Origin of the sequence: Microbacterium testaceum, from assembly GCF_029761935.1 — a bacterium.
Classification (GTDB): Bacteria; Actinomycetota; Actinomycetes; order Actinomycetales; family Microbacteriaceae; genus Microbacterium; species Microbacterium testaceum_A.
Genome location: NZ_CP121699.1, coordinates 1624725 through 1637439, shown reverse-complemented (window position 1 = coordinate 1637439; position 12715 = coordinate 1624725). Strand labels below are relative to the sequence as shown.

The following is a 12715-nucleotide window of genomic DNA, read 5'->3' as shown; positions in this document are numbered from 1 at the left end:
ATCCAAGGAGTAAAAAGTGATTCAGAACGAATCCCGGCTGAAGGTCGCCGACAACACCGGCGCCAAGGAGCTGCTCACCATTCGCGTGCTCGGCGGGTCCAACCGTCGCTACGCCGGCCTCGGTGACGTCATCGTCGCCACGGTCAAGGACGCGATCCCCGGTGGAAACGTCAAGAAGGGCGACGTGGTCAAGGCCGTCGTCGTCCGTGTCGTCAAGCAGACCCGCCGTCCCGACGGCTCGTACATCAAGTTCGACGAGAACGCCGCCGTGATCCTGAAGAACGACGGGGAGCCCCGCGGCACCCGTATCTTCGGACCGGTCGGCCGTGAGCTTCGCGACAAGAAGTTCATGAAGATCGTCTCGCTCGCCCCGGAGGTCATCTGATCATGGCGAAAATCAAAAAGGGCGACCTGGTTCAGGTCATCTCGGGTGCCAAGCCCGAGCGCGGCGGCGACCGCGGTAAGCAGGGCAAGGTCCTCGAGGTCCTCGTCGAGCAGAACCGCGTCATCGTCGAGGGCGTGAACCACGTCACCAAGCACAACCGCGTGGGTCAGTCCCAGCGCGGCACCAAGACCGGCGGCATCGAGACCTTCGAAGCTCCGATCCACATCTCCAACGTCGCGATCGTCGACCCCTCGACCAAGAAGCCGACCCGTGTCGGTCGCCGGGTCGAGGAGCAGGTGAAGGACGGCGTCAAGCGCACCGTCCGCGTGCGCTTCGCGAAGAAGTCAGGCAAGGACCTCTGAACATGAGCACCTCGACTGCCGCGGCGGCTGGCAAGATCCAGCCCCGCCTGAAGCAGAAGTACAACGCCGAGATCAAGAAGGCGCTGCAGGACGAGTTCGGCTACAAGAACGTCATGCAGATCCCCGGTCTGGTCAAGGTCGTCGTGAACACCGGTGTCGGTGAGGCGGCTCGTGACAGCAAGGTGATCGATGGGGCGGTCGACGACCTCACCAAGATCACCGGTCAGAAGCCCATCGTCACCAAGGCCCGCAAGTCCATCGCGCAGTTCAAGCTGCGCGAGGGCCAGGCCATCGGTGCGCACGTCACCCTCCGTGGCGACCGTGCGTGGGAGTTCGTGGACCGCCTCGTCAACCTCGCCCTGCCCCGCATCCGCGACTTCCGCGGACTGTCGGCCAAGCAGTTCGACGGCAACGGCAACTACACCTTCGGTCTCCAGGAGCAGTCCGTGTTCCACGAGATCGATCAGGACCGCATCGACCGCGTGCGTGGTTTCGACATCACCATCGTCACCACCGCCAAGACCGACGACGAGGGTCGCTCGCTGCTCCGCCAGCTCGGCTTCCCCTTCCAGTCGGCCGACGCGCAGGCCTGACACCTCGGGCCCCCGGGTTTCCGGGGGCCCCTCATAGAAGGTCGACTGTCGCGTAACGGCAGTCGAAACCTCATGATCGAAAGAAGCAACACATGACGATGACAGACCCGGTCGCAGACATGCTGACCCGTCTGCGCAACGCGAACTCGGCGCACCACGACTCCGTGTCGATGCCGAGCTCCAAGCTCAAGACGAACATCGCCGCCATCCTCAAGCAGGAGGGTTACATCGCCGACTGGAGCGTCGAAGACGCTCGCGTCGGCCAGACCCTCAACATGACGCTGAAGTACGGCCCGAACCGCGAGCGGTCGATCGCCGGCATCAAGCGCGTGTCGAAGCCCGGCCTCCGCGTGTACGCGAAGTCGACCGAGGTCCCCACGGTCCTCGGTGGCCTCGGCGTCGCCATCCTGTCCACCTCCTCCGGTCTCCTCACCGACCGTCAGGCCGAGCAGAAGGGCGTGGGCGGAGAAGTTCTCGCCTACGTGTGGTGATCTGACATGTCGCGTATTGGACGTCTTCCCATCGACATCCCCGCCGGTGTCACCGTTTCGGTGAACGGCCGGGAGGTCTCCGTCAAGGGCCCCAAGGGCGAGCTCGCGCTCACCGTTGCCCAGCCCCTCGAGGTCGCGGTCGAAGAGAACCAGGTTCTCGTCACGCGTCCCGACGACGAGCGCGAGTCGCGGTCGCTCCACGGCCTGACCCGCACTCTCATCAACAACAACATCATCGGTGTCACCGAGGGCTACACCAAGGGCCTCGAGGTCGTCGGTACGGGTTACCGCGTGGCGCAGAAGGGGAGCTCGATCGAGTTCGCCCTCGGCTTCTCGCACCCCGTCCTGATCGACCCGCCCGCCGGCATCACCCTCACGGTCGAAGGCAACAACAAGGTCACCGTGAGCGGCATCGACAAGCAGGCCGTCGGCGAGGCCGCCGCCAACATCCGCAAGATCCGCAAGCCCGAGCCCTACAAGGGCAAGGGTGTGCGGTACGCGGGCGAGGTCGTGCGCCGCAAGGCCGGAAAGAGTGGTAAGTAGCCATGGCTGTCAAGACAAAGTCCGTCGCTCGCTCGCGTCGCCACCTTCGTCTTCGCAAGAAGATCGTCGGTACCGAGCTACGCCCCCGCCTCGTGGTGACGCGTTCCGCTCGCCACGTCTTCGTCCAGGTCGTGGACGACAGCAAGGGCCACACCGTGGCCTCCGCCTCCACCCTCGAGACCGACCTGCGCGGCTTCGACGGTGACAAGACCGCCAAGGCCCGCAAGGTCGGCGAGCTCGTCGCCGAGCGTGCGAAGGCCGCCGGCGTGTCCGACGTCGTGTTCGACCGCGGCGGTAACCGTTACGCCGGTCGTGTCGCCGCGATCGCCGACGGAGCTCGCGAAGGAGGGCTGAACCTGTGAGTGACAACAAGGAGACCGAAGTGACCGAGCAGACTGCACCGGCTGAGGGTGCGGCTGCGGCTCAGGCCCCCGCCGAGCGTGAGCGCGAGCCGCGTCGCGGTGGTCGCGAGCGCAACACCAACCAGCGCGACCGTGGTTCGCGCGACCGCAACGAGAGCCAGTTCCTCGAGCGCGTCGTGACGATCAACCGCGTGTCGAAGGTGGTCAAGGGTGGCCGTCGCTTCAGCTTCACGGCGCTCGTCGTCGTGGGCGATGGCAACGGCGTCGTGGGTGTCGGTTACGGCAAGGCCCGCGAAGTCCCCCTCGCCATCTCGAAGGGTGTCGAAGAGGCCAAGCGCAACTTCTTCCGCGTCCCCCGCTCGGGCTCGACCATTCCCCACCCCGTCCAGGGTGAGGCCGCTGCCGGTGTGGTGCTCCTGCGCCCCGCCGCTGCCGGTACCGGTGTTATCGCCGGTGGTCCCGTCCGCGCCGTCCTCGAGTGCGCCGGCATCCACGATGTCCTCTCGAAGTCGCTCGGCTCGTCGAACACGATCAACATCGTGCACGCGACCGTCGAGGCGCTGAAGTCGCTCGAGGAGCCCCGCGCCGTGGCCGCCCGCCGTGGCCTGGAGTTCGACCAGGTCGCCCCGGCCCGCCTCGTGCGCGCCGAGGCCGCCGCTCAGAAGGTAGGTGCCTGATGGCCGAGCGTCTGAAGGTCACGCAGATCAAGTCCAAGGTGAGCGAGAAGCAGAACCAGCGTGACACGCTGCGTTCGCTCGGTCTCAAGCGGATCGGCGACTCGGTCGTCCGTCCCGACGACGCGCAGACGCGCGGTTACGTCAAGACCGTCGCCCACCTCGTCAAGGTTGAGGAGATCGACTAATGGCTGCCAAGAAGGACGAGACCGCCACGGTCGACGCCCCGAAGAAGGCATCGGCTCGTAAGACGGCCGAGAAGAAGGAAGCCCCCGCGGCGCGCCCCGGCGTGCTCAAGGTCCACCACCTGCGTCCCGTCCCGGGCGCCCGCACCGCCAAGACCCGTGTGGGTCGCGGTGAGGGCTCGAAGGGTAAGACGTCGGGTCGCGGTACCAAGGGAACCAAGGCCCGTTACCAGGTCAAGGTCGGCTTCGAGGGTGGGCAGATGCCGCTGCACATGCGCACCCCGAAGCTCCGCGGCTTCAAGAACCCGTTCCGCGTCGAGTACCAGGTCGTGAACCTGGACAAGCTCGGCGAGCTCTACCCGCAGGGTGGCGACGTGACCGTCGCCGACCTGGTGGCCAAGGGCGCCGTCCGCAAGAACGAGAAGGTCAAGGTGCTCGGCACCGGCGACATCTCGGTCGCGCTGACCGTTTCGGTCGACAAGGTCTCCGGCTCCGCTGAGCAGAAGATCGTCGCCGCTGGCGGCTCCGTCAACTGACGCCCGACCCTGGAGGGGCCGGCGGCCTTACGGCCGTCGGCCCCTTCTGGGTTAGTCTGATTTGGTGTGCGCCCCGTCGCGTGCCGAGATCGTTCTGGAGGAATCTCCCTTGTTCAGCGCCATCGCGCGGGTTTTCCGCACGCCCGACCTGAGGCGGAAGATCGCCTTCACGCTGGGCATCATCGCCATCTACCGGCTGGGTGCCCACGTGCCGACGCCCTTCGTCGACTTCCCGAACGTTCAGCAGTGTCTGAACCAGTCGGGTGGTACCGAGGGTCTGCTCTCCCTGGTCAACCTGTTCTCCGGTGGCGCTCTGCTGCAGCTGTCGATCTTCGCCCTCGGGGTGATGCCGTACATCACGGCGACCATCATCGTGCAGCTGCTGCGCGTGGTCATCCCGCACTTCGAGACCCTCTACAAAGAGGGTCAGGCGGGTCAGGCCAAGCTCACGCAGTACACCCGCTACCTCACGATCGCGCTCGCTCTTCTGCAGTCGACGACGCTCGTCACGGTGGCGCGCTCGGGCCAGCTCTTCGGCTCCGCCGGTGTGCCCGAGTGCCAGCAGCTCCTCACCAACGACATTTGGTGGGCGCAGCTGCTCATGATCATCACGATGACCGCCGGCACCGGCCTGGTCATGTGGTTCGCCGAGCTCGTCACCGAGCGCGGCGTCGGCAACGGCATGTCGATCCTCATCTTCACCTCGATCGCCGCCACGTTCCCCGGCGCGATGATCTCGATCCTCAACGCCCGCGGCGTCGAGGTCTTCCTCCTCGTGCTCGCCGTCAGCATCGTGATCGTGGCGCTCGTGGTGTTCGTCGAACAGTCGCAGCGTCGAATCCCGGTGCAGTACGCCAAACGCATGGTCGGACGCCGCACCTACGGCGGCACGAACACGTACATCCCGATCAAGGTCAACATGGCCGGTGTCGTGCCGGTCATCTTCGCCTCGTCGCTGCTGTACATCCCGGCGCTCATCGCCCAGTTCAACCAGCCGCAGGCGGGCCAGGAGCCAGCCCCGTGGGTGACCTGGATCTCCCAGTACCTGACGCGTGGCGACCACCCGCTGTACATGCTCGTGTACTTCCTCCTGATCATCGGCTTCGCGTACTTCTACGTGGCGATCACGTTCAACCCGGTCGACGTCGCCGACAACATGAAGAAGTACGGCGGGTTCATCCCGGGCATCCGCGCCGGACGCCCCACCGCCGAGTACCTCGACTACGTGCTCACCCGCATCACGCTGCCGGGCTCGATCTACCTCGGTCTGATCGCGCTGCTGCCTCTGGTGGCGCTGGCCACGGTAGGCGCCAACCAGAACTTCCCCTTCGGCGGAGCCTCGATCCTCATCATCGTGGGTGTCGGCCTCGAGACGGTGAAGCAGATCGACGCGCAGCTTCAGCAGCGCCACTACGAAGGGCTGCTGCGATGACCGCTCGCCTTCTGATCGTCGGGCCGCAGGGCTCGGGCAAGGGAACCCAGGGCGTCCGCGTCGGCGACGCCTTCGGCATCCCGGTCGTCTCCACGGGTGACGTGTTCCGCGCCAACGTCAAGGACGGCACGGAGCTCGGCCTACAGGTGAAGTCCATCATCGATGGAGGCGACCTCGTTCCCGACGAGCTGACCAGCGCCGTCGTGCGCGACCGTCTCGCGCAGGACGACGCCGCCGGGGGATTCCTGCTCGACGGGTACCCCCGCAACCTCGCGCAGGTCATGCACCTCGACGAGTTCCTCGAGGGCCGCGGCGAGTCCCTCGATGCCGTGATCGCGCTCGTGGTGCCCCGAGAGGAGTCGCTGTCGCGTCTCACCGCCCGCGCCGCTGAGCAGGGCCGCGCCGACGACACCGAAGAGGCGATCGCGACCCGTCTGGGGATCTACGAGCGCGAGACGGCTCCCATTCTCGACGTCTACGGCACGCGCGGCATCGTCGACGAGATCGACGGGGTGGGCAGCCTCGACGAGGTCACGGCCCGGATCTTCGCTGCCCTCGAAGCGCGCGGCATCGCCGCGACCCCGGCCGCCTGACGTGGGGTTGCGCTCCTCGATCTACAAGAAGCCCGCGCAGCTGCGGTCGATGGTCGAACCCGGACTCATCACCGCCGATGCACTGGATGCCGTCCGCGCACTGATCGCGCCGGGCGTCACGACGCTTGAGCTCGATGCGGCGGCGTCCGCGCTGATCACGGCGCGCGGAGCGGTGTCCAACTTCCAGATGGTGCGAGGCTATCGGCACACCATCTGCGCCTCCGTGAACGAAGAGGTGGTCCACGGCATCCCGAAAGATCGTCCTCTGCAGGCGGGTGACATCCTCTCGATCGACGCGGGAGCGGAGTTCCGCGGATGGAACGGCGATTCCGCCTTCACGATGATCGTGCCGGGAGAGGCGCCCGAAGAACTCGTGGCACCGCGTCGGCGACTGTCCGAGGTGACCGAGGGATCGCTGTGGGCGGGGATCGCGGCGCTCAGCCGCGCCAGCCACCTCTCCGAAGTCGGCGCGGCCATCGAGCAGTACATCCAGGAGCACGCGCCCGCGGGGGGCTACGGCATCCTGCGGGATTACGTGGGTCACGGCATCGGCCGCAAGATGCACGAGTCGCCGAGCATTTTCAACTACGCGGTTGCGGACCGCGGACCCGAGGTGCGCCCCGGCCTGGCGGTCGCGATCGAGCCCATGGTCGTCATCGGCGACCAGGAGACGTTCACCGAGGACGACGGGTGGACCGTCTCGACCGTCGACGGCACGGCCGGCTCCCATTGGGAACATAGTGTCGCCGTGCATGATGGAGGCATCTGGGTCCTCACCGCGCATGACGGCGGTGCCGAGAAACTGGCGCCGTTCGGTGTGGTGCCGAAGGAGATCGACTGATGATGATGGCCGCCGCGCGGAAGACCACCAACTGGTTCGCGATCGGCGTGACCGCCGCCGCTCTGGTCGTGGTCCTGATCGTCGGGGGAGTGGTGTGGTTCGCCAACAGCCAGGCGACCTCGCCCGGCACGCTGCCGCAGGCCTCCGCGGTCGACACCGAGACCGGTGCGATCTCCGTCGGATCGGGTGAGAAGACCGTCGACACCTACATCGACTTCATGTGCCCCGTGTGCAACTCGTTCGAGCAGGCGTACGGCCCGACCCTGCAACAGCTCGTCGACGACAGCACGATCACGCTGAAGATCCACCCGATCGCCATCCTCGACCGTCTCTCGCAGGGCACCCAGTACTCGACCCGTGCGGCCAACGCCGCGTACTGCGTCGCGGTGGACAACTCCGCGAACATTCCGGCGTTCGTGAAGGCGCTCTACGCCCAGCAGCCCAAGGAGAACACCGCGGGCCTCGATGACGCGACCCTCGCCTCGATCGCGACGTCAGCGGGAGCATCGGATGCCGTGTCCTCTTGCATCACGTCGGGCACGTACTCCAAGTTCGTGACGGCGATGACGCAGAAGACCCCGTTGCAGCCGAACGCGACGAGTGTGGCCACGCCGACGATCGCCGTCAACGGCACCGTCCTGCAGAACCAGACCGACCTGTCGGGCGACCCGCAGAAGGACATCGTCGCCCGCCTCAACGGCTGACGACACTCCCGGCGAGTTGCCGGGTCAGGCGATACCACGTATGCTTGATCTTTGGTGCGTTGCGCCTTCATTGGCGTGTCGAAGCACCGAATCCCCATCCACCGCAGACCGGCCGGTCTGCAACTGAGCGTGAGCGAGTTTATGGCGAAGAAAGACGGTGTCATCGAGATCGAGGGCACGGTGTCCGAAGCACTGCCCAACGCGATGTTCCGTGTCGAGCTGACGAACGGGCACAAAGTGCTCGCGACCATCTCGGGCAAGATGCGGCAGAACTACATCCGCATCATCCCGGAGGACCGCGTCGTCGTCGAACTGAGCCCCTACGACCTCACCCGTGGTCGTATCGTCTACCGCTACCGCTGAGTCCGGCCGAGAAGTAACGAGCCGCTTCCGCGGTCTCGAAGACAGCGAAATCAGGAACATCATGAAGGTCAACCCCTCCGTCAAGCCCATCTGCGACCACTGCAAGGTGATCCGTCGTCACGGGCGCGTGATGGTGATCTGCAAGAGCAACCCGCGCCACAAGCAGCGCCAGGGCTGAGCTTCCAGCTCGACACCTTTTCCAACTGAATACGCAACGGCAGGATCAGATCCCGTCCGCGAAGGCGGATGGGGGACACCTCGGGTCGGAGGCCCGAGCACCGATCCTGCTCCACACCTCCACGACACTCTGAGGAGAGCCGCATGGCACGTCTCGCCGGCGTCGACATCCCGCGCGACAAGCGCGTGGTGATCGCACTTACTTACATCTACGGCGTGGGTCGCACCCGCTCCGTCGAGATCCTGAACGCAACGGACATCAGCCAGGACATCCGCGTCAAGGACCTCACCGACGACCAGCTGGTCGCTCTGCGCGACCACATCGAAGGCACTTACAAGGTGGAGGGTGACCTCCGTCGCGAGGTCGCCGCCGACATCCGCCGCAAGGTCGAGATCGGTTCCTACGAGGGCCTGCGCCACCGCCGCGGCCTCCCGGTGCGCGGTCAGCGCACGAAGACGAACGCGCGTACCCGTAAGGGTCCCAAGCGCACCGTCGCCGGCAAGAAGAAGGCGCGCTAAGCCGCGGGCTGAGCGTCAGGATTCAGGAGAACGCACATGGCACAGGCCAAGTCCGCCGCGCGCAAGCCGCGCCGCAAGGAAAAGAAGAACATCGCCGTGGGTCAGGCCCACATCAAGTCGACGTTCAACAACACCATCGTTTCGATCACCGACCCCTCGGGTGCCGTCATCAGCTGGGCTTCGTCCGGCGGTGTCGGGTTCAAGGGCTCGCGCAAGTCGACGCCCTACGCCGCCGGCATGGCCGCGGAGTCGGCCGCTCGCCAGGCGCAGGAGCACGGCGTCAAGAAGGTCGACGTCTTCGTGAAGGGTCCGGGTTCGGGTCGTGAGACCGCGATCCGTTCGCTCACCGCGGCCGGCCTCGAGGTCGGCTCGATCCAGGACGTGACGCCGCAGGCCCACAACGGCTGCCGTCCGCCCAAGCGTCGCCGCGTCTGATGCGTCTCGTTCCCGGGGAGTGCTCGTCACTCCCCGGGAACGCCGCGCTCCCGCGCGATTCAGACTTCCGGATGCCCCGAGCGACCGTCGAGGTCACGCGGCATCCCGCGAGTACAACTCAACACCTCACCCCATTACACGTGTCATATAGCGGGCACGTGATCGAAAGGAACACATAGTGCTCATCGCACAGCGTCCCACTCTGACCGAGGAGAAGATCGGGGAGTTCCGCAGCCGTTTCGTCATCGAGCCGCTGGAGCCCGGCTTCGGTTACACGATCGGTAACGCGCTGCGTCGCAGCCTCCTGTCGTCGATCCCCGGCGCGGCCGTCACGAGCATCCGCATCGACGGCGTCCTGCACGAGTTCAGCACCATCCCGGGCGTGAAGGAAGACGTCACCGAGATCATCTTGAACATCAAGCAGCTGGTCGTCTCGAGCGAGCGCGACGAGCCCATCACGGCGTACCTGCGCAAGACCGGCGCCGGTGAGGTCACCGCCGCCGACATCTCCGCTCCCGCGGGTGTCGAGGTGCACAACCCCGAGTTGGTCATCGCGACGCTCAACGACACCGCCAAGTTCGAGCTCGAACTGACGATCGAGCGTGGCCGCGGCTACGTCTCGGCGACCCAGAACCGCAACGAGTACGCCGAGGCCGGTCAGATCCCGATCGACTCGATCTACTCGCCCGTGCTCAAGGTCAGCTACCGCGTCGACGCCACCCGTGCGGGTGAGCGCACCGACTTCGACAAGCTGGTGCTGGACGTCGAGTCGAAGGCCTCCATTGCCCCGCGCGATGCCGTGGCCTCCGCCGGTCGTACCCTCGTCGAGCTCTTCGGCCTCGCCCGCGAGCTGAACGTCGAGGCCGAGGGCATCGAGATCGGCCCCGCGCCGGTCGAGACCGTCCTCTCGAACGAGCTGTCGATGCCGATCGAAGACCTCGATCTGTCGGTCCGCTCGTACAACTGCCTCAAGCGCGAGGGAATCAACACCGTTTCGGAGCTGGTCGCCCTTTCCGAGACGCAGCTGATGAACATCCGCAACTTCGGTCAGAAGTCGGTCGACGAGGTGCGCGACAAGCTCACCTCCCTCGGCCTGTCGCTCAAGGACTCGGTGCCCGGTTTCGACGGCGCTCAGTTCTACAGCGGCTACGACGAAGAAACCGTCTGACCCCGTCGGACCCGACCGAACCTTCTCCTGGAGTAATAAGACATGCCCAAGCCCACGAAGGGTCCCCGCCTCGGAGGCGGCCCGGCCCACGAGCGTCTGCTTCTCGCGAACCTCGCGGCAGCCCTCTACACGCACAAGTCGATCAAGACGACCGAGACGAAGGCCAAGCGCCTCCGCCCGCTCGCTGAGCGCCTCATCACCTTCGCCAAGCGTGGCGACCTCCACGCGCGTCGTCGCGTGCTGAGCGTCATCGGCGACAAAGAGGTCGTGCACACCCTCTTCACCGAGATCGCGCCCCTGGTGGCCGAGCGTGACGGCGGCTACACCCGCATCACCAAGGTCGGCAACCGCAAGGGCGACAACGCCCCCATGGCCGTGATCGAGCTCGTGCTCGAGCCCGTCGCGAAGAAGGCGTCGAACAAGACCGCTGCGGCCCCCGCCGCCGCTGCCGCCCCGGCCGCCGCCGAGCAGCCCACCGCCGACGAGACCGCTGCTGAGGAGACCTCGAACGACGAGGCCGCCGAGGCCGGCGCCGAGTCGCCAGAGGAGGGCGCTGCCGCCGAGGCCGCCGCCGACGACGCCGTCCAGGACGACGCCAAGGCCTGAGCCTCCCCGCTCATACGAAGCCCCCACCCGATCAGGGTGGGGGCTTCGTCGTTCGCGCACGGTTGTCGCCCGCTCGCGTTCGCGAGCGCCCCTCGGCGCTCGTAGGCTGGAGGCGTGCGCATCCGTCTCGACATCGCCTACGACGGCTCGCACTTCCGCGGCTGGGCCCGCCAGCCCGGGTTGCGCACGGTGCAGGGCGATCTCGAGACCGCGCTCGAGCGCATCGTCGGGGGCTCACCGCGACTGGTCGTGGCCGGGCGAACCGATGCAGGTGTACACGCGAGCGGACAGGTCGCGCATCTCGACCTCGACGAGGAGCAGGCGGCCCGTCTGCCCCGCCGCAGGCGTGACAACGACGAGGGGGATGCCGTCGCTGCCCTCGCCGGCCGCGTGCGGGGAGTCCTCGGTGCGTATCCCGACGTGACGGTGCGTCGCACCTCGATCGCCCCCGAAGGGTTCGACGCACGATTCTCGGCCGTCTGGCGCCGGTACAGCTACCGTCTGGCCGACGCGACGACCGGCTACGACCCCCTCGACCGGCTGCGGACGACCACACTGCGAAGCACGCTCGACGTCGAGGCGATGGATGCCGCCGCGGGGCGCTTGATCGGACTTCATGACTTCGCCGCGTACTGCAAAGCGCGCGAGGAGGCCACGACGATCCGGACCTTGCTCGAATACGACTGGCGGCGCGGTGACGACGGTGTGTTGGTCGCCAACGTGCGCGCGGACGCCTTCTGCCACAGCATGGTGCGCGCCCTCGTCGGCGCGTGCGTCGCCGTGGGGGAGGGGCGGATCGGAGTCGACGATGTCGTCGCCATCCGGGACGCGCGCCTGCGCATTCCGGAGACAAAGGTGCTGGCAGCCCGCGGTCTCGTGCTTGCCGAGGTCGGCTACCCCGCGGATGACCTGCTCGCCGCGCGGGCCGAGCAGACGCGCAACCGTCGCGACGCCGACGACGCGGCATCCTGAATCCGCCTCGAGCGGCGTGAGCGCAACCCTCGCCCCGCTCTTCGACGCCGGTCGTATGCTGTGTGGGCCATGAAGGTCATCTCGTACAACCTCAACAAGCACCGCGCCGCCGGTGAGCTCGTCGCCCTCGTCGACACGCACGAGGTCGACGTGCTCTGCCTGCAGGAGTGCGACTCCACCGACATCCCCGAGCATATCGGCGGTCTCCGGCTTGCGGAGGCGACTCAGCGCAACCGCCTGGGTCTCGCCGTCTATTACCGCGAGAACACCTTCCGCGCCGAAGAGGTCCGTGCCATCGGGCTGAAGAAGTCCCTGCACGACTACGTCCTCAAGCCCGCGGAGGAGCGCATGCTGGGCGTGCGGTTGCGCGACATCGACGGTGGGCGCGACGTCATCGTCGCGTCGTTCCACGCGGCGCCGCTGACCGCGCTCAACTCCCTGCGCCGCCACCAGATCCGCACCGCTCTGGCTGAGTTGCAGAACCTCGGCCCCGGTCTGCCCGCGCTGATGGTGGGCGACTACAACTATCCGGTGTTCAAAGAGAACCTGGGGCAGAAAGTACGAGACCAGGGGTACGAGCTCACCCTCAGCGATGCCCGCACCTACACCCGCTACCGCTTCTTCCGGGGCCACTACGACTTCGCGACGTCGATCGGGTTCGACATCGCGCACATCAAGACGCTGCCCCAGGGGCTCAGCGATCACCTGCCCATCCTCATCACCGCAGAGGTGACGCAGGGCCACAGCTTCGCGGCGTCGTGAATCGGTACGGCG

The 12715-nt window shown here is 66.7% G+C and carries 21 protein-coding genes; all 21 read left to right on the top strand.

The features are described from left to right. The first annotated feature begins 16 nt into the window (after positions 1-16). Positions 17-385, top strand: a complete 369-nt coding sequence (rplN, locus tag QBE02_RS08015) for a 50S ribosomal protein L14 (protein ID WP_013584005.1) — start codon at positions 17-19, stop codon at positions 383-385. Positions 386-387: 2 nt separating this feature from the next. Next, positions 388-747, top strand: a complete 360-nt coding sequence (gene rplX, locus QBE02_RS08010) for a 50S ribosomal protein L24 (RefSeq protein WP_279367810.1) — start codon at positions 388-390, stop codon at positions 745-747. Between the two features lie 2 nt (positions 748-749). Further along, complete coding sequence (rplE, locus tag QBE02_RS08005) at positions 750-1340, top strand: 50S ribosomal protein L5 (protein ID WP_279367809.1); 591 nt, start codon at positions 750-752, stop codon at positions 1338-1340. A gap of 92 nt (positions 1341-1432) precedes the next feature. Beyond that, positions 1433-1831 carry a 30S ribosomal protein S8 gene (gene rpsH / locus QBE02_RS08000; RefSeq protein WP_013584002.1) on the top strand — a complete coding sequence of 133 codons (399 nt, stop codon included), beginning with the start codon at positions 1433-1435 and terminating at the stop codon, positions 1829-1831. A gap of 6 nt (positions 1832-1837) precedes the next feature. Further along, positions 1838-2374 (top strand): 50S ribosomal protein L6, encoded by a 537-nt coding sequence (rplF, locus tag QBE02_RS07995; RefSeq protein WP_056226268.1) that lies wholly within the window; start codon positions 1838-1840, stop codon positions 2372-2374. 2 nt (positions 2375-2376) lie between these two features. Then, complete coding sequence (gene rplR, locus QBE02_RS07990; protein WP_056226271.1) at positions 2377-2736, top strand: 50S ribosomal protein L18; 360 nt, start codon at positions 2377-2379, stop codon at positions 2734-2736. Beyond that, the gene (gene rpsE, locus QBE02_RS07985) at positions 2733-3413 is read left to right on the top strand and encodes a 30S ribosomal protein S5 (protein ID WP_056226274.1); all 681 of its coding nucleotides are present in this window, start codon (positions 2733-2735) and stop codon (positions 3411-3413) included. Before rplR ends, rpsE begins: the two co-directional genes overlap by 4 nt. Beyond that, entirely contained in the window at positions 3413-3598 is a 186-nt protein-coding gene (gene rpmD / locus QBE02_RS07980; RefSeq protein ID WP_013583998.1) for a 50S ribosomal protein L30, read from the top strand. The genes rpsE and rpmD overlap by 1 nt, the downstream gene beginning before the upstream one ends. Further along, entirely contained in the window at positions 3598-4131 is a 534-nt protein-coding gene (rplO, locus tag QBE02_RS07975; RefSeq protein WP_074696429.1) for a 50S ribosomal protein L15, read from the top strand. Before rpmD ends, rplO begins: the two co-directional genes overlap by 1 nt. A gap of 109 nt (positions 4132-4240) precedes the next feature. Then, positions 4241-5563 (top strand): preprotein translocase subunit SecY, encoded by a 1323-nt coding sequence (gene secY, locus QBE02_RS07970; protein WP_056226277.1) that lies wholly within the window; start codon positions 4241-4243, stop codon positions 5561-5563. Then, positions 5560-6156, top strand: coding sequence for an adenylate kinase (locus QBE02_RS07965; RefSeq protein ID WP_279367808.1), 597 nt, complete (start codon positions 5560-5562; stop codon positions 6154-6156). Before secY ends, QBE02_RS07965 begins: the two co-directional genes overlap by 4 nt. A gap of 1 nt (position 6157) precedes the next feature. Next, complete coding sequence (gene map / locus QBE02_RS07960) at positions 6158-6997, top strand: type I methionyl aminopeptidase (RefSeq protein WP_279367807.1); 840 nt, start codon at positions 6158-6160, stop codon at positions 6995-6997. Beyond that, the gene (locus QBE02_RS07955; protein ID WP_279367806.1) at positions 6997-7701 is read left to right on the top strand and encodes a DsbA family protein; all 705 of its coding nucleotides are present in this window, start codon (positions 6997-6999) and stop codon (positions 7699-7701) included. The genes map and QBE02_RS07955 overlap by 1 nt, the downstream gene beginning before the upstream one ends. A gap of 141 nt (positions 7702-7842) precedes the next feature. After that, a complete protein-coding gene (infA, locus tag QBE02_RS07950) occupies positions 7843-8064 on the top strand; it encodes a translation initiation factor IF-1 (RefSeq protein WP_013583992.1) in 222 nt (73 codons plus the stop codon). A gap of 61 nt (positions 8065-8125) precedes the next feature. Then, complete coding sequence (rpmJ, locus tag QBE02_RS07945; protein ID WP_005050492.1) at positions 8126-8242, top strand: 50S ribosomal protein L36; 117 nt, start codon at positions 8126-8128, stop codon at positions 8240-8242. 143 nt (positions 8243-8385) lie between these two features. Continuing rightward, positions 8386-8760, top strand: a complete 375-nt coding sequence (gene rpsM / locus QBE02_RS07940; protein ID WP_056226287.1) for a 30S ribosomal protein S13 — start codon at positions 8386-8388, stop codon at positions 8758-8760. 36 nt (positions 8761-8796) lie between these two features. Next, positions 8797-9195, top strand: coding sequence for a 30S ribosomal protein S11 (rpsK, locus tag QBE02_RS07935; RefSeq protein WP_013583990.1), 399 nt, complete (start codon positions 8797-8799; stop codon positions 9193-9195). 178 nt (positions 9196-9373) lie between these two features. Then, the gene (locus tag QBE02_RS07930; RefSeq protein ID WP_056226291.1) at positions 9374-10363 is read left to right on the top strand and encodes a DNA-directed RNA polymerase subunit alpha; all 990 of its coding nucleotides are present in this window, start codon (positions 9374-9376) and stop codon (positions 10361-10363) included. A gap of 42 nt (positions 10364-10405) precedes the next feature. Next, positions 10406-10969 (top strand): 50S ribosomal protein L17, encoded by a 564-nt coding sequence (rplQ, locus tag QBE02_RS07925; protein ID WP_279367805.1) that lies wholly within the window; start codon positions 10406-10408, stop codon positions 10967-10969. 114 nt (positions 10970-11083) lie between these two features. Then, the gene (gene truA / locus QBE02_RS07920; RefSeq protein ID WP_279367804.1) at positions 11084-11941 is read left to right on the top strand and encodes a tRNA pseudouridine(38-40) synthase TruA; all 858 of its coding nucleotides are present in this window, start codon (positions 11084-11086) and stop codon (positions 11939-11941) included. A gap of 69 nt (positions 11942-12010) precedes the next feature. Then, entirely contained in the window at positions 12011-12703 is a 693-nt protein-coding gene (locus QBE02_RS07915; RefSeq protein WP_074696433.1) for an endonuclease/exonuclease/phosphatase family protein, read from the top strand. Positions 12704-12715: the final 12 nt, after the last annotated feature.